This window comes from Arthrobacter tecti, from assembly GCF_054511355.1.
In genome coordinates, this window is sequence record NZ_JBTNCT010000024.1 from 1 (window position 1) to 18,872 (window position 18,872).

An 18,872-nucleotide genomic window follows, 5' to 3' on the forward strand; every position below is an offset into this window, starting at 1 on the left:
GCCCGATCAAACGCCCGATGAAAAATCGAGGTTAGGCCGTTGCTCACGTCTACTGGTCTGCTCTGTAGCCTTGATGTATGACTGCTGAGGCGCAACTCTGGATAACGATTGTAGGTGCTATCGCGGCTGGCTCGCTGGCTCTTCTTGGTAGCTGGCTGGGAAGCCACTTGGGGAAGAAGACCGAACATGAGCAGTGGCTGAGAAATGAAAAACGGGCTGTCTACTCGAACGCCTTGAAACAGGTTCATCGTCTCGTGCTTTTGCTGCAGGAGCACGAGAGAACGCCGATTCCGTCGAAGCGCTGGGACGAGACTTTTACAGAGACGATGGAAGAAGCCGATCTTGGGGTGATTGCCTCCGCGAAGGTCAGAGAAGCGTACCAAGACTTCATAGACGCCACGATTGACGCCGTTGCAAGCGAGAATCCAAATACCCTTCCTGCTGAGTACTACCACAAGAAGCGGCGACATCTCCGGGAGGTTATGCGTGCCGACTTGGGTATCGAGTCCGGAAGCTTTCGATAGATTCGGTCTGCACTGCAATCATTCATTGCCTCAGGCAACCGACGTACTTTAGAAACAACTTCACTGAAAAGGTTGTCGCCGACGCCTTCGCTGTCGAAAGCGAAGATGGCAAAGAACATGATCGAATACGCGCTCGCCAGAATGAAACTGCCTATCACCCCGCCCCGGAAGGTGACGGTGGGATCTTCGTCCCGGCGCGGAGTATGGGCGGCGCGCCACCGATCGGCGATCCCGGCTGCCCAGGCCTCCGGACTACCGTGCAGCCCCTGCGCCGGCTCCTGATTCGACTCGACTTGTTCAATGGCCGACTCAACCGCCTTGCATGCGGCCTCCACGGTTGCCTGTTGGCGGTCGATGAGTTCGACGACGGCCTCCGACGCCCAACTGCGATCTTCCGGTGATTCGCGGGCATGCTCCGCGAGCTCAAGGAGCGAGGTGATCCGCGGGTCGGCAAGTGTGGCCTGGTGCTCGAAACTTATAGATCCATTCTCGATTACGGGGTTAGCCGGAGCAGTCGACGGCCACAGCCAGAGCTTCGCAGACCTGCCGCATTTTGGCGTCGGCCAAGCGACCGAGCCTCTCAACAAGAACGCCTACCGAGACGCTCTCGATAGAGTCCAGGTTGACGGCCGAGCGTAGCGGTATCGGGTCTTGTCCGGGCTCGAGGATGACTTCGCTGCCTAGTCCGCGGACCGTTGTTGTGCAGGGGGCAACGAGCGCCCGCCGAAGCCGTGGAATGGCCGCATCACGAGATAGGACGACGACCGGGCGCCGTCCTATCTCGGCCAGCTCGCACCACCACACCTCTCCACGGGCGGGCAGTGCACTCACGAGGCGCCCGCTGCCCGCCGGAATGATGCAAGATCTCCCCATTCGTCCGGCTCGTCAATCTTGTGCTCGTCATAGGCGGAATAACTCGCATCCACTTGAGCAGCGCGATGGCGAATGAGTAAGGCTCTAAGGGCCTCATCGATCAAGGAGGCATCGGTGCTTCCCGGTCCTACGCTACGTGCGCGTTGAAGCAACTCGGCATCAACAGTGGTGCTCAAGCGTGTTCTCGACATGCCACTATTATGCCACGAAGGGCTTCGTGCGCGGTTCCGAGATCCGCCGGTTTCACCGGGCGTTGGGCGCCGCGTCCGAGGCAAACTGAACGTCCCGACCAAGTCCGGGCGGCGCATGTACCGTTGAGCAATGAGCGGCTTTGACGTGCGGCGCGCGGAGCCCGCGGACACTCAGGGCATGGCGCGGGTCCACGTCGACACTTGGCGCGAAACCTACCGGGGATTGATGAGCGACGCTGTCCTGGATGATCCTGCGCTCCTGAGCTCGCGCGAGCGATTCTGGGTAGCGGCCCTGACTGACCCTCAGTACTGCCAGAACACCGCCGCAGTCGCTGCGCATGAAGGCACGCTGGCCGGCATTGCTATGTCCGGCCCCTGCCTTGATGAGGTCTATGAAGCGCCGCATTTGTATCTCCTCTACGTCTACGCCGCGTTCCACGGTTCGGGAGTGGGTACGGCACTCCTCAATTCCGTGATCGACGCGGAAGCTCCAGCCGTGCTTTGGGTGGCCGACCCTAATCCCCGCGCACAGGCCTTCTACCGAAAGAACGGCTTCATCGCAGACGGCGGAGTTAGAACCGAGGATGGCGTTCGGGCGGTTCGAATGGTCCGAACAGCCCGCTGAAATCCGAGCGTCTTTCGGCTACGGCGCGCGTTCGCTCAGTTTTTACTGGCCGGCTCATACGACGTGAAGACTACGCCGCTTTCGAGCACCGTCCGTCCGGTGGGCTCCCAGGCGCGTGGGAGAGCCACTGCGTCCCTGCCCCATAACGGGATACCGGCTCCTAAGGTCATCGGCGCGATTTTCAGTACCAGTTGATCAATCTGATCAATAAGTGAGGCAGCGAGCGATGCGCCGCCGACCAGCCAGATACCGGTGCCGTCCTCCTTCTTTAGTTGGGCCACCCGGGCAGCCGGGTCACTGGACACCAGTTCGACGGCGGGATCTGCGGTCTTCTCGAGGGTCGTGGACACTACGAGGTGCCGAAGATGCGGGTAGGCGTCGGGGACTCCTGCGGCCAGCCCAACTTCGTAACTGCGGCGTCCCTCGATCACTGTGTCGAACTGCTTCCCTGGACCATCGATGCCGAGGGCGGCACGCGCGTGACCTGGCAACGTCTCGGGGTAGTGTTCGGTCAGGTGCTGGAGGTAGTCGGGGGTGACCGGCCAAAACGAACTGGGATCGGCGCCGTCGGGCGCTGCAATGAAACCGTCGAGGGTAGTGGCCACGAGATAGGTCAGAGTACGCACGAATGCGATCATAGCCACGCGGGCAACGTTTGGCCGAAGCGGGATTTATTGCAATGAGGAGTGCGATTTCGTTCTGCCGGTTGGCGCAGGGGTGGCAAGACGCCAGATCCAGACGGCCACGCCGAGCACAATAAGCAATCCCGCGAAGGCGAAGAGGCCGCGCTCAGCGGGAGTAACGCTCACAAGATGGCTGAACACAGCCGTACCTTCCTCAAGTCCGGAGTCCTCCACCCAGAAGTACCGGGAGGTGAGCGATGCGATCAGCGTCGCACAAACCACGAAACCTATCCCGCAGAGCACAGCGGCCAGAAGGCCCTTGGACCGCCGTAGTTCGACCTGCGCCTCGATAGTCCCCATTCGATGATTCTCGTCCTAGATGAGCGTCCCCCACAAGGTTCAGTCCCGCTCACGCCGCCCGGAGGTGGCTGACTCGTGTTATTGGTCGGCCCAGGGCATGGGACATTTTGCCCGGCATTCCGGCTGACCTTTACCGGGCCAATCCCGTCCGAAGGAACGATTGCACCGGCAGCGCCGGGGAGTGTTGGGATTCCTGAGGACTCTGAATCGGCGCGGTTTGATTCGGCCGCTGTAGTCAACGGTCGCCCCAGTGAGCACAGCTAGTGCGCTCTCGCTCACGAACAGTTCCACACCGGGGCAGCCGTATCTGGCGTCCGTCGGATCACTTGGATCCCGCGTGATGACGTAGGTGGTTCCGCAACATCCGCCGGGCTCAAGATCGATTCGCACCCGCCCGCCCAGGTGCACTACCTGTTCAACTGCAGCCGCAGTCACTGTGAATGGTGGGAACACTGTGTCCGACATGTCTCAACCCTAGGGCGAGGACCGTTGGCCGAGCCCCTGCATCGCGGACTATCAGTGTCCTAATGTCCGCGCAGATTTCGGCAGGCGCGAAAACAGTGTTGCCCCTCGATGTCGTGTCCAGGGCACAGCATCATAAGCTCGACGTATGGGTGACGACCGGATTCTGATCGATTGGAAGGATGCGCGGGCGAGCAACCGCGCCAACTGGGAGGATCGGGTTCCGCTGCACGAGAAAGCCTACGGAATCAGCGACCTGGAGGATCCCAACCACTTGAGCTCGGTCGTCCGGACTGATCTGGCCGCGCTCGGGCCGTTCCTTCCGGACGGGACGGTGTCGGGTCTGGATGTGTGTCATCTGCAGTGCCATATCGGCACGGACACGCTCTCGCTGGCCCGGGCAGGTGCCCGTGTGACCGGCGTCGACTTCTCCCCGGGCGCCCTGCAGTCTGCCGCTGGACTGGCGAAGCGGTTGGGTTTGCAGGCGGAATGGGTGGAAACCGATGTCCTCGACGCCCGCGCAGCAGTGACCGGTGACTTCGATCTTGTTTACACCAGCATCGGAACCATCACCTGGCTTCCGGACCTCAACCGTTGGGCGGCGCAGATAGCCGGACTCCTACGACCCGGCGGGACGTTCTACATTCGGGACGGGCATCCCGTTCTCTACGCGATCGATGAAAACGCCGACGGTCTGCAACTTCGATACCCGTACTTCAGCAGTAGCGAAGCGCAGGTGTGGGATGACGAATCGACGTACGCTGGCGATGGGAAGGTTGAGCATGCCAGGACCTATGAGTGGGCACATCCTCTGTCCGACATCCTCAACTCACTCATTAGCGCGGGCCTACAGATTCTCCGCATGGACGAGGACACAACTCTTCCCTGGAAGTTTTCGCCCCGCATGGTGGAGATTCCGGGCGGCTTCGCCTGGCCAGAAACTGAACGCAACCTGGCGCCCTGTACATACACGATCGTTGCCCGGAAGCCCTGACTTCCCGGTCAATCTAACGTCCGGCCGCAGGCCGGTGATCCGGGAAGTCTTCCTCTCCGATTCCTCGCGGCTCATAGAACCCCTGCAGGAAACCGCGGACCTCGTCGACGAGTTCTTCGCGCGACATCCGGTACTCACGATGGGACCCGCCAACGGTATAGCCGTACCCCTCAGCCGGACCGTTGAGCCAGAGGAAGTCATAGCTCATGTTCCCGGTGGGCTGCCGCCGCTCGCTGATGCGGAAGACCTCCTGCTCAATCGTGACTTCGAAGGGTTCCATCCGAACAGCCTAGTTTCGACCCCCGGTCACCGCCCGTAGGTCTGGATCACCTGGGAGTCGTCCCGCCGCTCAAGGCCGGCCTCCACAGCTGCCAGGTACCGGCCCCTCGCCGCCTGCAGCAGCGGAACATCGAGACCCACTTCCTCAGCGACGTCCTTCACCAGGGTCGAATCCTTGACGAAGATCCCGACGGTACTGGTCACCTCCGCATCAAGGCCCTCAAGCATGCGCGGCCCACGATCGGACAGCATCCAGGATCCGCCGGCCCCGCCGGAAACGGCCGTGAGCACCTTCTCCTGATCGAGGCCCAACTCCTTCGCCAACGCGAGTGCCTCGGCCGCAGCGACAATATGTACCGAACACAGCAGTTGATTCACGGCCTTGTACGACTGCCCCTGCCCAATCTCCGTCCCGCACTCGATGACGGTTCCCAGCGCATCGAGAACGGGCCGCACATACTCGAGCGCCTCGGGAGAACCCGACGCGAAAAGCTTCAGCCCACCCGTCACGGCGCGGGCAACACCACCCGTAACCGGAACATCGAGCACCCGCACCCCGTCAGGAGCGGCAGCCGCCACTTCCCGCACAGCGCTGGGCCCAACAGTGCTCATGACCAGCAGAACGCTTCCGCTACGCATCTGCCGGAGCAGGCCGTCGTCGTCGTTCATTGTCGCCGTCCGTAACTGCTCCGGGGTGGCGACCATACAGACGACGACGTCGGCACTCGCCGCGGAAGCGGCGGTCGCCTCTGCGGCGATCCCCCGGGCGGCAGCCTTCTCGCGTTGGGCGGGGAAGGGGTCGACGCCGGTTACCTCGAACCCGGCACCGCGCAGCTGCTCGGCCATCGGCAGCCCGATGGCTCCTATTCCTACGAAGGTGACGCTGTGTGGAACTGAGGACATGTTGCTCTCCTGGGGGTGTTGGTCAGATGAAGATGTCGAGCACGAGGCAGACTGCGAGCCCCACCACCGCGAACGTTGACTGCGCCATGGTGTAGATCTTGAACGTCCCCTTGGTGGTGAAACCGAGCATCTGCTTGAAGATCCAGAACGTGTTGTCCGTGACGTGCCCACCGAAAGCGGCACCGGTGCCCGAAGCGAGGAGGATGAGGATCGCTGAGGTGTCGATGGATCCCATGATCGGCGCGAGCAGGGTTGCCGCGGTGATGGCAGCAACCGACGCCGAACCCTGGGCCAGGCGCAGAACAGCGGCGACAATCCAGGCAAGCAGGACCGGGATGGCGGCATTGGCGGAGAAGAGCGAGCCGAGCATGTCGCCGATACCAACCTCGGTGATGACCTGGCCGAGCGACCCCGCGACGCCGGTGAACAGGAGGATGGAGCCGGAGGTCTGGGCGCCCTTGGTGATGAGGTCGTCGATGCCGTGGCGGGTCACAACCGGCACCGCGAAGATTATGCCGATGATCAGCCCGATCAGCAGGGCTACAACAGGGCTGCCAAGGAAGCCGAGCAACGCGATGTCCTGACCGGCTGCCCGGGCGACGGTATCGAGGATGATGAGCAGGATCGGCACAATGACGGGAAGCATCGCGACCATCAGGGGCATCCGGTGGGTTGTCGCCGTGGCGACCGGGCCGGGCATGCCCTTGCCCGCCACCTCAGTGGTGCCCTCGTTAGTGGCATCCACGGTGCGCTGGGCCCTGCCGGCCGTGCCGCCGTCGTTGTTGTACTCGCCGAAGATGGAGTCATCGAAATCCGGCTCGCGGTCCTTGACGGGGTCGAAGATCTTACGCATCAGGAGGTCGTGCAGAAAGATGCTGGAGATGATGAAGAGGATGCCCAGCGGGATTCCCCAAAGCAGCATGGTGCCGATATCGACGCCGAGGGGTCCGGCGACGGCGAGCGCCGCGACACCGGGGACAACGATCAGAAGGCCGACTTCGAGTCCGATCGCCAGCGCGCCGGCCAGCGTGGCGATGCTCTTGCCGGTGCGTTTGGCGATAGCGCCGGCGATCGGAGCGAGAATCACGAGCGCCACGTCGAAGTAGATTGACGGGAAGATGATGCCGGAGGTGAGGCCCAGCACGTAGGGCGACCTTTTCGGGCCAACAATCCTCATCAGCCCGTCGACCACGCGCTGCATGGTGCCGGTGGCTGAGAGCGTGGTGCCGATCATCACGCCGAAGCCGATGATCAACCCGACCTCCGCCATGAGGTTGCCGAACCCTGTGTTGACGGCTGCAACAGAGTTATCGAAGCCGAGTCCGCTGGCCACGCCAAGGTACAGCGCGCCGACAACGAGGGAGACGACGGGGTTTACCTTCGCCCAGACAATCATCAGGATGATTCCGATGACCGCAACGGCGAGGTGTATCAGAACGATCGTATTCACTGGTTCTCCAAGGTTCGTGGGTGGGTTTCGGCTTGCCGGCTAGTGCATGTGGCTGCCGCCGTTGATGTCCAGGGTGATCCCGGTGAGGTAGGCGGAGTCCTCGGAGGAGAGGTAGGTGATAGCGGAGGCTACCTCTTCGGTGGTGGCCGTGCGGCCTACCGGAACTCCCGCCGCGATGGCCGCTTCCTGTTCGGAGGTACTGCCTACGCGGATGTTGGTGTCAACGGCTCCTGGGGTGACGGCGTTGACGGTCACTCCCGTTGGGCCGAGTTCCCGGGCCAGCGCCTTGGTGAAGCCAAGGATCGCTGCCTTGGCGGCGGAGTAAGGCACCTTGCCGAACACTCCCCCGCCCCGCTGTGCGGAAACCGAGGACATGTTCACGATCCGCCCCCACCCGTTCTCCAGCATGTCCGGGAGGAATGCCCTGGTGACGAGGTAGGTGCCCGTGGCGTTGACGTCCATGACCTTGTGCCATAGCTCGAGGGTGGTCTCGAGGAAGGGAACAGGGGAAGTGATGCCGGCGATGTTCGCCAGCGCTCCGACCGGAGGAAGGTTCCCGGCGGCAACCTCCGCCGCTACTGCTTCACGGGCGGCAGTGACGGACGCTTCGCTGGTCACATCCACGGCGTGACCGAAGGCCGGCGTTCCGGTTTCGGCGGCGATACTGCGGGCAACTTCCGCTGACCTCTCGCCGTCGAGGTCCAGAATCACCACGGCCCAGCCTTCGCGGGCGTACCGGCGGGCGGTGGTCATACCGATGCCTTTGTCCGAGGTGGCGCCGGTGACGACGGCGGTGCGCTGGGTGCGTGACATGTTGCTCCTAAAGGGATTTCTTGTGTGCCAGATCACGTTACCTCCGTTTACTGTTAACAGTCAACAGTGCGTTTCCTTTGGCTCGCCCTTGAGCCCTTCCTCGCGGAGGTCTAGCGTTGAGCAAACGGAGGTGATGACCGTGCAAAGGCGCCTTGTGGGCGCGGCCGCGCTTCTCGCCGTCGTCGTCCTCTCGGGCTGCTCCCCGGGGGTAGGCGTGCGTCCGTCCCCTCCATACTTTGAACCCGTTGCGGTCGAGCTTGAGCCGGGTGACGTTTTTCCCATGCTCACGCTGTACGGCGGATGGTGGAGTACGCTGGCCGACTCCTCCGAATCCGCAGGCTATCCGGCTCAGGCGACGCTCATCCGACCCGAAAGCGGCGAATATCTTGGCGGCTACGACCGCCGGTCCGGGATGCTCGTACCAGGCGAGGACATCCTCCCGCTCGAAGGATGGCCGGCCGACGTCGTCCTGGTCATTGATCCCGCGACGGGCATTGTGTGGGACCAGTTCCATGTCGATGAGAACGGTCTGCCTATCGAGGCGGAGAGTGGCGCCGTGTCGGTGGAGCGGCGCTTCCCGACCATCGCCGGGGACCCACCGCCGGGCACCTTCCACACGTTCGTCCAGAACGAGTTCACCGGGGCAGTGATCTACGTCGGCATCATGCCGGAGGAATCGCTCGATGCCGGCCGCGTGGGCGTGGACTGGTAGCTGCCGCCCTTGACGTGGGACGTTTTCTCCGGTGGGCTTCAGATACCCGGAACAGCAGGAGGAAGGTCCACCGTGAAATCCCTTTGGCTAGAATCATCCCCGCAGATCCCCACCGACTCCTTCGTGGCGAATGCCCAGTACGATTCCGTGGTGGTCGGAGCCGGAATCACCGGGCTGACCACGGCCGCGCTGCTCGCCCGGTCCGGACAGCGGGTCGCCGTCCTGGAAGCACGCTCGGTGGGAGTGGTAGCCACGGGAAACAGCACGGCGAAGGTCTCCCTGCTGCAGGGCACCCAGCTGTCCACGATCATCAAGCACCACGGAGCGGACCTCGCCCGCCACTACGTCACCGGCAATCGTGAGGGCCAGAGCTGGCTGCTGCGCTTCTGCGACGAGCACGGGGTCGGCTACGACACGCGGGATGCCTTCAACTACGCCGTGACCGACGACGGCGCCCGCCTCCTGAGCGAAGAACGCGACGCTTGCGCTGACGCCGGCCTGACGGCCACGCTGGAGGACACGTCGGAGCTGCCATTCCCGGTGAAGCGGACTCTCCGGGTGGCGGGTCAGGCGCAGGTTCATCCCATGGAAGTGCTCGCAGCCCTTGCCGCTGACCTGCGGAAACACTCGGGTCAGCTGTCCGACGGCGTCCGCGTCACCGGGGTTAAAACCGGCAGCGCGAAGGGCGACCGCATCAGCGTGAACACTCCGCGGGGTGACCTGGCTGCGCACAACGTCATCCTCGCGACCGGTACCCCGATCCTGGACCGTGGCGGCCACTTCTCAGTGCTCGAACCGCAGCGCTCCTACGCCGTGGCTTTCACGGTGCAGGACGAGATTCCACGCGGAATGTACCTCTCCGTCGATTCCCCGTCGCGAACCCTGCGAACCGCCGAGGTGGAGGGCCGTCCCTACCTGATCGTCGGTGGGAACGGCCATGCCGTGGGGCGGCAAGCGCACACGCAGGCGCTGGTAGATGACGTCATCCGGTGGACGCAGGAACACTTCCCCAGCGCGCAAGCCTCGTTCAGCTGGTCCGCGCAGGATTACCGGCCGGCGTCGTCGGTTCCCTATGTCGGACGGATGCCGGTAGGCGGGCAGTCGATCTACACCGCAACCGGCTTCAACAAGTGGGGGTTCACCAATGGGGTGGCGGCGGCGTTGGCACTGTCGGCCGAAATCCTCGGTGGGCACATGCCGTGGGCCAAGGAACTGTACAAGGCGCGTGTCGGCAAGCAGGACGCGCTGAGCACCGCGAAGGCGGGTGCCGGCGTCGGACTGGAATTGGCGAGCGGCTGGCTGAGCGGGCTGACGCGCTCCTCGCATGCCCAACCGCCCGAGGGGCAGGGCTCGGTGGTGCGCGAGGGCGCTCGGCCGGTGGGTATCTGCCAGGTTGCCGGCGTGACGCACCGGGTATCGGCGGTCTGCCCGCACCTGGGTGGGGTGCTGAGCTGGAACGACGCCGAGCAGTCGTGGGACTGCCCACTGCACGGCTCGCGCTTTACTTACGACGGGACGCGCCTCGAGGGTCCGGCAACGCGGGACCTTTCGGCGCCTTAGGGGCTTGGTCCTCGGGTCCTACGCCATACTGGAATAGTGGCCGAAGGGGAGAAAAGAATATCGCACACCAGAACGACTCGTCAGCGCGTATTCATTTCTTTCATGTTCGCACTCCCGTGGATACTGGTCGCGTGGTTCTGTTCGGTTCTATGGACGGCGATCGATGAGAGTGGAGTTCCGCCCGACTCAGCTTTCCAGTCTGTTCCGCCGCCTAACGAAGTGACGGAAATTTCCACTCAGTGCGGATCCGGAGGTTGCTGGAGGGTGATGGTCATAGACGTCAAATCCCCGCACACCGAACACTCACTCGCATCTGAAATGGGCCTCACATCCGAACGCTGCGGAGCGATGAACCTGTGGACTATGAGGAAGACCTGCTCCGGGGTCTCTTCTTCCCGCGGCGAGGGCCTTGAGATCTATCTCGGATACTCCCGCTTGTTTTCCAAGTATTCCTGATTTGATGCAGCACTCGAACGACGACGGCGGCCGGGGCTCCGATGTTAAGCTCCTTCGATGGATGGCGCCGCAATACCTGATTGGTGCCAGGACCTCGTGGCCAATGCGACCAGCGGTCTTCCGCGAACAACCCGGACGGCTCCAGGCCGCCTCGTCTCCTCCGGTTCGGCACACCTTGTTGTTCTGCTCGGAACGCGGGTCGCGGTTCGGATCGCTCGTGACAGTCATGCGGCGGCTCACATGCGCCGCAGGCAACGTCTCATCGACCTGCTCCGTCCTTGTGCTGGCATCACCCTTCCGCAATCCCTTGGTCCCGTCGTGGAACAGCACGGGAGGGCGGCAATTGCCGTTCAGGTGGTCCCGGGCGAGCCGTGCCCTCCCAATGAAGGGAATCCGCAAGAAGTGAAGCGGCTGCTCGAATGGGTCAGCAGCATCGACATCGGCCCAGTCGAGCCGCTCCTCGCGAAACCATTGTCTTTCTGCGGCGGTGATGACTGGCTACGCATCCAGATGGAAGAGGTCCTCCCGCGGATACGCCTCCCACTTCGCGCGGCCGCTCGACTCGCAGTGGAGTCGCTTGCCGCCCTGGAGCCTGCGGAGGAGGTCTTCTCCCACGGCGACCTCGGCGGCCACAACGTCTTCTGGAAGGACGGACGGGTGAGTGGGGTCCTCGATTGGGATCTGGCTTCGGCGAGCGATCGCTCCACGGACCTGGCCAGCCTCGGTGTGTGGCATGGCTGGGAAAAGCTGCCGGCCATTGCGCCTCCCGAGGAGGTGTGTCGCGCGGCGGTCCGGCGTGACACCTTCCGCCTGCAGCAGGTTGGCTTCCTCATCGTCTCGAACCGGCCCGACGACGAGGTTACTCGCGCCATACACCGCGCCGAAGCATGGATCGAGGAACATCTCATTCGGTAACAGTGAGCGGGGCTTCCGGACGCACGCACGCCACCCGCTCCAAGGCTGCACTTCCCGAGACGCGGTTGTTCCTGCCCGTGTCGTCGCACCAGTCCACCCGATACGGCATCGCAACCACTACATACTCGCCCAGCGGCGCGTCGTCGGGAACCGTGAGGGTGTACTCGAACGCGCCGGAGTCGCCCATCGGGCCAGTGCCGCTCGCAACGACGTCGTTCCGTAGCTTGATCAACTGGACTTCCACTTGAGCCGCTGCGCCATATCGCGGGTTGCAGTCTGCGTCGGATGCACGGACGGTCACATCCTCCCCCGCCTGAACCGTGGAAGAGGACAACGAAAACGGCGGCGGCAGGCATGGTGGCGCAAAGTTCGGGTCAACGGAGGCACATCCCGAAGCCGCCAGGAGAACGACGACGGCGAGCATCGCCCCAGTGCCTTGGCGCACAACCTGCTGATGGAAGGCAATCGTCCCCATCCGTGCATTCTTCTCCCAGAAAGACCGCAGCGCAGCCTTTCGCAGAACTCTTACTCAGATTGTTGCCGGACTCATCAGGGAACACCTACAGTAGGAACTATGCTATTGGTATAGTTCCTATGTTCTCAGAACAACTTCGGGGAGTCACAGTGTCAGCTCGAGCCACAGGCCAGGAACCAATCAACAACAGACAATTGCTGCGCTACGTCGCTGGACTCGTCCTTGGTGTGGCCGTTCTGCAGACCTACACCATTTTGATTGCGGACGGCAGAATCACAGTGATCACTCTGCTTCTTCTTGGAGCGGTAGCCCTCCATGCGCTGCTCTTCTACCGGCGCCACCGCACGTCCCTGCGAATGCGGCCCTATGCAAGCTTCCTCGTTCACGTGCTTACGTACCTGCTGGTGGTTGGCTCCTTCTGGGCCGAGGCCGCCGTCGTTATGTATTTCGACGCCGAGCACACGCTTGCATACGGATGGGCGGTTCCGCTTCTAGTGATGACGCTCGCGTGGGGTGCAGGACTCCTTGTTCACACCTTCGGTGCGCTGCTCAACAGGGGCTACGATGACGTCGCCGTTTGACGATGACGCTGATCAACTCACTGGTTATGAGCGGCAGGTTCTATCTTCCTGGTCGCAGACGCATAAGAAGAGCACGCTTATGCTCTTCGTTCTCCTGGCCCTTACCGAGAGCCCGAAATGGTCTGCTGAAATTCGCACATTTCTCGATGCAGCATCCAGCGGAACCCTCGCAGTAGACGAACAAAGCCTTCACCGAGCACTTCGCCGGCTTGAGGCGTTGAACGTCATTACACACGCCACCCAACCCGCGCGGGGCACCGGGGCAAAACGCAAGGTCTACGAGCTCACGGCGTCGGGCGAACGCATCCTCGCTGCCTACCTCCAGACAACGATGGCCTACCTCGATAACTCTGCCTTCGTTGATGCAATTGCGGCGGCGAAGCGGGCGGACTAATCACCGCACCCGCTTTCCGTCGTCGTACGTTTCTCGCAAACTACGCCGATCCGCGCGAACTCAATGTGTACACGTCATAGCCGTCCACGCTTCCCGACCTTTCGAATCCGCAACCCAGCAGAACCCGCACCGATGCAAGGTTCGCCGAATTCACCCGCGCGCACAGTGGACGTTCCGAACCATAGAGCTCAGTGATGAGCGGAAGCGCCTGGCTGACCATAGCTCGCGCGATTCCACGCCCCCACGCGGAGGGGTCCACCCAGTAGCCAACCTCCACCCCGTCCGGGGTCAGCCATGCGACGACCAAGCCCACCCGGGCTGGTTTCCCAGCCTGGGGCACCGAAGCAATAAACCAGCGGGCGGCGCCTTCCGAATCCACGGCAGCGCGTTCGAGTGCGTTATTAACTCGCGCGTCGATTCGTTCGTCGTCCCACGGAAGGCCGTCTCCGAGGAACCGAACCACTCGTGGATCCTTGGCCAAGGCCCTGAAGAACTCCCGATCTGCTTCGGTGAAAGGACGGATCAGGACTTGAGGAACAGGTTTCTGATTGCCGGAGTTCATTGACGCGATAACCACGAGGTTCAGTGTGGCATGGTGTGGCTCGCCCACCGCTTGAATCAAGTGGTTGGCAAACTTCAATCACTTGGTTAGGCTCGGACCATGGATGGATTCGACCCAGCTCACAGTTTTGGCCCTGATGTCGCGCGCACTTACGACGACGCACCGCGAGGGGACGAGGGCGAAACAGTCGCCTTCCTCGCCAAGCTCGCAGGCGGCGGTCCCGCCCTGGAATTCGCCATCGGAACGGGCCGGATAGGGCTCCCTCTGAGCGAACGCGGCATAAGGGTCGACGGCATTGAACTCTCGCAGGACATGGTCGATCAGCTCCGGAGGAAGCCCGGCGGCGCGGAGATCGACGTCGTTGTAGGCGACATGTCCACCGCTGACGCACCGGGCAATGACTACTCGCTCGCCTACCTCGTTTACAACACCATTTACAACCTCCTCACCCAGGAGGACCAGGTCCGCTGTTTTGAGAATGCGGCCCGGCACCTCTCCGACGACGGCGTGTTCGTGGTGGAAGCGGGCGTACCGTCGGCCTGGATCCGGAGGGACCAGTTCATCAACGTCGAGCAAGTGACGAATGACAGGGTGGTCCTCGATGTCAACCGGTACGATCCCGTGACGCAGATCCTGGACGAAAGCCACATCTCTCTAAGCAACGACGGCGTCCGCCTTGGCCCGATCTCGTGTCGCCTGATCTGGCCGAGCGAGATGGATCTCATGGCTCGCATCGCCGGCCTCCGACTGGTTGAGCGCTCGGGCGGTTGGCAGGGCGAACCGTTCACTGCCTCGAGCGAACGTCACGTGAGCGTCTACGTTTCGTGTGATCGCAGCGCGACGACTACTGGCGCGAGCGCGGTCGCGATCCACGCGACCCGGCAAAGCCAACCGACGGATGAACAGCCCTAAGTTATCGAGAAGGCGTCCCACAAGCCTTCACGAACGGTGGGTTGATGGGAGCGGCGGGCATCATGACTGTGACACTCACCGGGTGCGACGACCCTGGGAGGGGAGCACTCCTGAAAATGCGTGTACGACCAAACAAGGGAATAGACGACGACCTCGAGGACAACTCACGCGGCGAGGAACAGTTAACCTTGTGGGCCCTGCGGGGTCCACCGAATGAGCAGGGCAGCAACAGGCCGCTGTGTTTGCGTCATCGTGGGTTACCGTCGAGTTCCTTTATGTTCTGCTCGCTGCGCGCACATCTGCGTTGACGGAGGGTGATGTATCCTCCCCCGGCGAGGAATGCCGCCCCTGCGATGGCAAGCCCAAGGAATCCAGTCTGGGGGCCCTGAGCGGCCGAGAGACTCGATGCGAGTGGCGCGCCTACTCCCACACCAACGCTCGTACCGCTGGCCAGCACCGTCATCAGCGTGACCTGAAAACTGCCGGACACAACTCTTCGCCCCTGGCTGTATGCCTTGGCGAGTACGGGCGAGAGCCACAACCCGACAAAAACACACAGGACCCCCGTCGCTGCGACACCCATCGAGGGCCAGCCCACGGCAAGCAAGCCCGCGGCCAGGAGGGCGGCGCCGCCAGCGATAACGATCCACACCCCCCGACGCCGGTCCGGAGTCTGCGCCCACGCCACACCGCCGACGATGCTGCCCACCCCCACCAGCCCATAGATCACTCCGACCATAGCGGGAATTCCGAGGACAGCGAACAGCGAGTTCACGGTGGCCTGGGTAGCGCCAAAGACGAGACCAACAGCGGTCACAATCAATAGCGCAGCTCCGGCGTGCAGCACAGGCTGCTGGCCAGCGCTGGTTGCGAAGACCAATTTCCGTCCCCCCGCCCGGACTCCTTGGCGGATACCGCCGACTGAAGGGACATGCAAAGGAACCAGGCGAACGAATCCCAAGTGAATACCCAGCCCGGCAAGTGCCAGGCCGACGAGAGCCGCGCGTGGCTCGACCGCGACAAGTAACAACGAAGCAACTACGGGTGCAATGACGAAGCCTGCTTCGTCCGAAGCGGCTTCCCACGCCATCGCTGATCGGAATGCCGGCCCATCCAGATCGCCAGCCTCAGATCGACGGACCCAAGCAGCCCGGGCAAGCGAGCCGATCGCAGGATTGGATAGCCCCGCGACGAAGGCGAGCGGTAGGAGCAACGGTGCGGCATCGAGGTCCTCAAGCTGCGCGGCTAGCCCGAGCAATGCCGTGGATTGCAGGACTGCAACGATTCCTACAACGGGGCGCGCCCCAAAGCGGTCAACTAGCAGACCCACTGCAGCACCGCTAGTAGCTGTTCCCAGTGCCGAGACGCCAACTGCCGAGCCTGCCTGCACCAGACTTCCTCCGCCGATGGGTATGGCGACCAGGAGCAGCATGGGTGTCATCGCGGTTGGCAAACGGCCGAGCAGGCCGAAGATCATTAGCGGCGCACCGCCAGCTCGGAAAAGGTGCAGAATTCCCTGCGTCTCGGATCTAGGCATCACGGGCTCCATTCATGCATCGGAGGCGCACGCCCGACCTCGCTGTGCGCTGTGATGCCCGCTGAGACCCAGCTTACAAGACCAACCCGCCGTCGTCGTTGTTTCATCTCTTCCGTGGAGAAACCGGCACCGGTTGTTCAACGTGAGTTCACCGGATGTTCGCCTGTATCGTGGGCGTGTGGTTTCCCGTCGCATCCTTGCCCTTGCCCTCAGCTGTGCCGCCGGCCTGGCTGTCTCGTCCTGCGGCTCGGACTACCCGCTAGGACCCGAGCAGGAGGCAGCCGCGAAGAACGCCACGTCGACGCTCAGCGGCACCATCACCGGCGCCGGATCTTCTGCGCAGGGGCCGGCGATGAACGCCTGGCAGGCCGAGTTCGCAGCGATTCACCCTGACGTCCGCGTGCAGTACTCGCCGGACGGATCGGGCGCGGGGCGCGGGGCTCTGTTGGCCGGTGCCGTTGATTTTGCGGGGTCCGATGCCTACCTCAGCGATGAAGAACTCGAAGAGTCCCGCGAAGTTTGCGGTCCGCAGGGCGCGTTCAACATCCCCGCCTACGTTGCGCCGATCAGCATCGCCTTCAACCTTCCCGGCATTGAGAGCCTGAATCTCGACGCCGAGACGATCGCCCGCATCTTCCGGGGCGAGATCACCCACTGGACTGACCCCGCGATCGCCAGCCAGAATCCCGACGTCGATCTGCCGGACCTTCGCGTGGCGCCGGTCAGCCGCTCGGATGATTCCGGCACCACTGAAAACTTCACCGACTACCTGCACGCTGTCGTTCCCGAGATCTGGACACACGAAGCCGATGGCACGTTCCCCGGCGAGTTGGCGGGTGAAAACGCAAAAGGCAACGCGGGTGTGGTGAGCACAGTCTCCAGCACGGAGGGTGCGGTGACGTATGCGGATGATTCCGCCGTCGGGCCGCCACTCGGCCGGGCGAAGCTCCTGGTGGGCGACGAATACGTTGCGGTGAGCCCGGAAGCGGCCGCGACCGCCATCGATGAAGCGGAACCCGTTGAAGGGCGTGCGGAGTTCGACATGGCGCTCAACCTCGACCGCAAGACGACCGCGCCCGGCGCGTACCCGCTGGTGCTGGTCTCGTACCACATCTTCTGCTCCACGTATGAGGACGAAGAGACCGCCAACCTCGTCAAGACCTTCGGCACTTTCGTGGTGAGTGAAGAAGGGCAGCAGGCTGCCGCCGAAGCCGCGGGCAGCGCACCCATTTCCGAAAGCCTGTCAGAGCGTGCAACCGAAGCGATCAACACCATCAGCGTCGAAAACTGACCCACAAAGAAGAGGGACCCACTTCAACTGAAGTGGGTCCCTCTTCTTTGCGTCGACTTAAGCGGGGTTGGTTGCCCGCGGTCCGCCTGATTCCGGATCATCCAGTGAAGGATCGGCGAGTCCCGCGCCGCCCGCCAACGGATCTGACGTCCGGCTGGCCGTGCCCGAACCCGGGGCGTCCACATCACCGCGCCAAGCGCCGGTCTCACCGCCCGACTTCTCGATGAACTCCTTGAAGCGCTCAAGATCGGACTTCACCTGGCGATCATCCGCGCCAACCGCCGCGCCTACCTTCTCCGTGAAACCCTCGGGATCCCAATCGAGCTGGACGGTCACCCGCGTTTGGCTGTCATCCAGTCGGTGGAACGTCACAACGCCGGCATGGGACTTTCCGTCCGTACTCTTCCAGGCGACGCGCTCATCCGGATGCTGCTCGGTGATCTCCGTGTCGAACTCCCGCTCGACACCGCCGATCTTGGTAATCCAGTGATTGTGGGTATCAGAGGTCTGGGTGATGGACTCTACGCCGCTCATGAACTCCGGAAATGTCTCGAACTGAGTCCACTGGTTGTATGCGGTGGATACGGGAACTGAAACGTCAATCGATTCCTGAACTGTTGCCATTGCCTGTTCCTCCTTCTGGTTGAAAATCTCTGTTGGAACATCACGTGGGCAATCCTCGCGAGCCAAGCTCGGCTGACCACTTGATCGCCACGCTAGCCCACCGTGGATCACGGATCAATAAATTGGTAAGTTTACTTAGAATGTTCCCAGCAAATTGGATTCGGCAGAATCCGCCGCACTAGGCTGATGCTGATGCCGGCAGCGGTAGCGGCCGGATTCCGTCACGAATGGAGGATGTTATGAAGGCGTCAAAGACCCTGACCGACAACATGCAGGCAGTACTGGTTGACCTCGTAGAGCTCCACCTGCAGGGAAAGCAAGCCCACTGGAATGTGGTCGGCAAGAACTTCCGTGACCTGCACCTGCAATTGGACGAAATCATCGAAGACGCACGGCTCTTCGCGGATCAGATGGCCGAGCGCATGCGCGCCCTCCATGCCGTGCCGGACGGCCGCAGCGCCGTCGTCGCCAAGGGAACCTCACTGAACGAATTCCCTTCCGGTCTGGTTGACACCAAAGACACGGTCACAATGGTGGTAGCCATGCTCGAGTCCGCCGTCGGCCGCATGCGTGACGTCCACGACCAGGTTGACGAGGAAGATCCCACCACCGCGGATATCCTGCACGGCTTCATCGAGAAGCTTGAGCAGTACGCCTGGATGGTCGATGCAGAGAACATGAAGCCGACCGCAACTGTTGTGAAGCCTGCCAAGAAGTAGGCAACCGGTACGAAGAGGGTGGAGGCTTGGCCTCCAC

21 protein-coding genes and 1 pseudogene are annotated in these 18,872 nt (G+C 62.6%); 11 read left to right on the forward strand and 11 right to left on the reverse strand.

Annotation, left to right across the window (positions count from 1 at the left end; translation table 11 throughout):
• Positions 1–77: 77 nt before the first annotated feature.
• Entirely contained in the window at positions 78–524 is a 447-nt protein-coding gene (locus ACX80C_RS17830) for a hypothetical protein (protein WP_459327803.1), read from the forward strand.
• Between the two features lie 501 nt (positions 525–1,025).
• On the opposite strand, the gene ACX80C_RS17835 is transcribed toward ACX80C_RS17830, so the two are convergent.
• The gene (locus ACX80C_RS17835) at positions 1,026–1,397 is read right to left on the reverse strand and encodes a type II toxin-antitoxin system PemK/MazF family toxin (protein WP_459327804.1); all 372 of its coding nucleotides are present in this window, start codon (positions 1,395–1,397) and stop codon (positions 1,026–1,028) included.
• 321 nt (positions 1,398–1,718) lie between these two features.
• On the opposite strand from ACX80C_RS17835, the gene ACX80C_RS17840 reads away from it, so the two are divergent.
• Positions 1,719–2,213, forward strand: a complete 495-nt coding sequence (locus ACX80C_RS17840) for a GNAT family N-acetyltransferase (protein ID WP_459327805.1) — start codon at positions 1,719–1,721, stop codon at positions 2,211–2,213.
• Positions 2,214–2,248: 35 nt separating this feature from the next.
• Here ACX80C_RS17840 and ACX80C_RS17845 read toward each other — a convergent pair whose 3' ends face one another.
• Both ACX80C_RS17845 and ACX80C_RS17850 read right to left on the reverse strand, forming a co-directional pair.
• A complete protein-coding gene (locus tag ACX80C_RS17845) occupies positions 2,249–2,839 on the reverse strand; it encodes a dihydrofolate reductase family protein (protein WP_459327806.1) in 591 nt (196 codons plus the stop codon).
• Positions 2,840–2,884: 45 nt separating this feature from the next.
• Positions 2,885–3,196 (reverse strand): hypothetical protein, encoded by a 312-nt coding sequence (locus tag ACX80C_RS17850; RefSeq protein WP_459327807.1) that lies wholly within the window; start codon positions 3,194–3,196, stop codon positions 2,885–2,887.
• Between the two features lie 610 nt (positions 3,197–3,806).
• Here ACX80C_RS17850 and ACX80C_RS17855 point away from each other — a divergent pair.
• Complete coding sequence (locus tag ACX80C_RS17855; RefSeq protein WP_459327808.1) at positions 3,807–4,652, forward strand: class I SAM-dependent methyltransferase; 846 nt, start codon at positions 3,807–3,809, stop codon at positions 4,650–4,652.
• Positions 4,653–4,665: 13 nt separating this feature from the next.
• On the opposite strand, the gene ACX80C_RS17860 is transcribed toward ACX80C_RS17855, so the two are convergent.
• From ACX80C_RS17860 to ACX80C_RS17875, 4 genes are read right to left on the reverse strand one after another with little or no spacing between them, the layout of a single operon-like run.
• Positions 4,666–4,932 (reverse strand): hypothetical protein, encoded by a 267-nt coding sequence (locus tag ACX80C_RS17860; protein ID WP_459327809.1) that lies wholly within the window; start codon positions 4,930–4,932, stop codon positions 4,666–4,668.
• 26 nt (positions 4,933–4,958) lie between these two features.
• Positions 4,959–5,834 (reverse strand): NAD(P)-dependent oxidoreductase, encoded by an 876-nt coding sequence (locus ACX80C_RS17865; protein ID WP_459327810.1) that lies wholly within the window; start codon positions 5,832–5,834, stop codon positions 4,959–4,961.
• Positions 5,835–5,856: 22 nt separating this feature from the next.
• A complete protein-coding gene (locus tag ACX80C_RS17870; RefSeq protein ID WP_459327811.1) occupies positions 5,857–7,284 on the reverse strand; it encodes a GntP family permease in 1,428 nt (475 codons plus the stop codon).
• Between the two features lie 39 nt (positions 7,285–7,323).
• Positions 7,324–8,097 carry an SDR family NAD(P)-dependent oxidoreductase gene (locus ACX80C_RS17875; protein ID WP_459327812.1) on the reverse strand — a complete coding sequence of 258 codons (774 nt, stop codon included), beginning with the start codon at positions 8,095–8,097 and terminating at the stop codon, positions 7,324–7,326.
• A gap of 133 nt (positions 8,098–8,230) precedes the next feature.
• Between ACX80C_RS17875 and ACX80C_RS17880 the strand changes: the two genes are divergently transcribed.
• From ACX80C_RS17880 to ACX80C_RS17890, 3 genes are all read left to right on the forward strand, one after another.
• Entirely contained in the window at positions 8,231–8,809 is a 579-nt protein-coding gene (locus tag ACX80C_RS17880; RefSeq protein ID WP_459327813.1) for a hypothetical protein, read from the forward strand.
• Between the two features lie 72 nt (positions 8,810–8,881).
• Complete coding sequence (locus ACX80C_RS17885) at positions 8,882–10,369, forward strand: FAD-dependent oxidoreductase (RefSeq protein WP_459327814.1); 1,488 nt, start codon at positions 8,882–8,884, stop codon at positions 10,367–10,369.
• Between the two features lie 513 nt (positions 10,370–10,882).
• Complete coding sequence (locus ACX80C_RS17890; RefSeq protein ID WP_459327815.1) at positions 10,883–11,740, forward strand: phosphotransferase family protein; 858 nt, start codon at positions 10,883–10,885, stop codon at positions 11,738–11,740.
• Here the strand turns inward: ACX80C_RS17890 and ACX80C_RS17895 are convergent.
• Positions 11,730–12,215: a hypothetical protein gene (locus tag ACX80C_RS17895; protein ID WP_459327816.1), complete on the reverse strand. Its 486-nt coding sequence runs from the start codon at positions 12,213–12,215 to the stop codon at positions 11,730–11,732. The two genes, ACX80C_RS17890 and ACX80C_RS17895, sit on opposite strands and share 11 nt — an antisense overlap.
• A 149-nt stretch (positions 12,216–12,364) precedes the next feature.
• On the opposite strand from ACX80C_RS17895, the gene ACX80C_RS17900 reads away from it, so the two are divergent.
• Both ACX80C_RS17900 and ACX80C_RS17905 read left to right on the forward strand, forming a co-directional pair.
• On the forward strand, positions 12,365–12,796 hold the full coding sequence (locus ACX80C_RS17900) for a hypothetical protein (protein ID WP_459327817.1): 432 nt from the start codon (positions 12,365–12,367) through the stop codon (positions 12,794–12,796).
• Positions 12,780–13,190 carry a PadR family transcriptional regulator gene (locus ACX80C_RS17905; RefSeq protein ID WP_459327818.1) on the forward strand — a complete coding sequence of 137 codons (411 nt, stop codon included), beginning with the start codon at positions 12,780–12,782 and terminating at the stop codon, positions 13,188–13,190. Before ACX80C_RS17900 ends, ACX80C_RS17905 begins: the two co-directional genes overlap by 17 nt.
• Before the next feature lie 40 nt (positions 13,191–13,230).
• Here the strand turns inward: ACX80C_RS17905 and ACX80C_RS17910 are convergent, their stop codons facing one another.
• Positions 13,231–13,800, reverse strand: a complete 570-nt coding sequence (locus tag ACX80C_RS17910) for a GNAT family N-acetyltransferase (protein ID WP_459327819.1) — start codon at positions 13,798–13,800, stop codon at positions 13,231–13,233.
• 51 nt (positions 13,801–13,851) lie between these two features.
• Between ACX80C_RS17910 and ACX80C_RS17915 the strand changes: the two genes are divergently transcribed.
• Entirely contained in the window at positions 13,852–14,664 is an 813-nt protein-coding gene (locus ACX80C_RS17915; protein ID WP_459327820.1) for a class I SAM-dependent DNA methyltransferase, read from the forward strand.
• Positions 14,665–14,911: 247 nt separating this feature from the next.
• Here the strand turns inward: ACX80C_RS17915 and ACX80C_RS17920 are convergent, their stop codons facing one another.
• Positions 14,912–16,201 (reverse strand): MFS transporter, encoded by a 1,290-nt coding sequence (locus tag ACX80C_RS17920; protein WP_459327821.1) that lies wholly within the window; start codon positions 16,199–16,201, stop codon positions 14,912–14,914.
• A gap of 178 nt (positions 16,202–16,379) precedes the next feature.
• Between ACX80C_RS17920 and pstS the strand changes: the two genes are divergently transcribed.
• Positions 16,380–17,492 carry a phosphate ABC transporter substrate-binding protein PstS gene (gene pstS / locus ACX80C_RS17925; RefSeq protein WP_459327822.1) on the forward strand — a complete coding sequence of 371 codons (1,113 nt, stop codon included), beginning with the start codon at positions 16,380–16,382 and terminating at the stop codon, positions 17,490–17,492.
• A 174-nt stretch (positions 17,493–17,666) separates the two neighbouring features.
• On the opposite strand, the pseudogene ACX80C_RS17930 reads toward pstS, so the two are convergent.
• Positions 17,667–18,116, reverse strand: a pseudogene (locus ACX80C_RS17930) (SRPBCC family protein); the annotation flags it as partial.
• A gap of 239 nt (positions 18,117–18,355) precedes the next feature.
• Here ACX80C_RS17930 and ACX80C_RS17935 point away from each other — a divergent pair.
• Positions 18,356–18,835 (forward strand): Dps family protein, encoded by a 480-nt coding sequence (locus ACX80C_RS17935; RefSeq protein ID WP_167995526.1) that lies wholly within the window; start codon positions 18,356–18,358, stop codon positions 18,833–18,835.
• Positions 18,836–18,872: the final 37 nt, after the last annotated feature.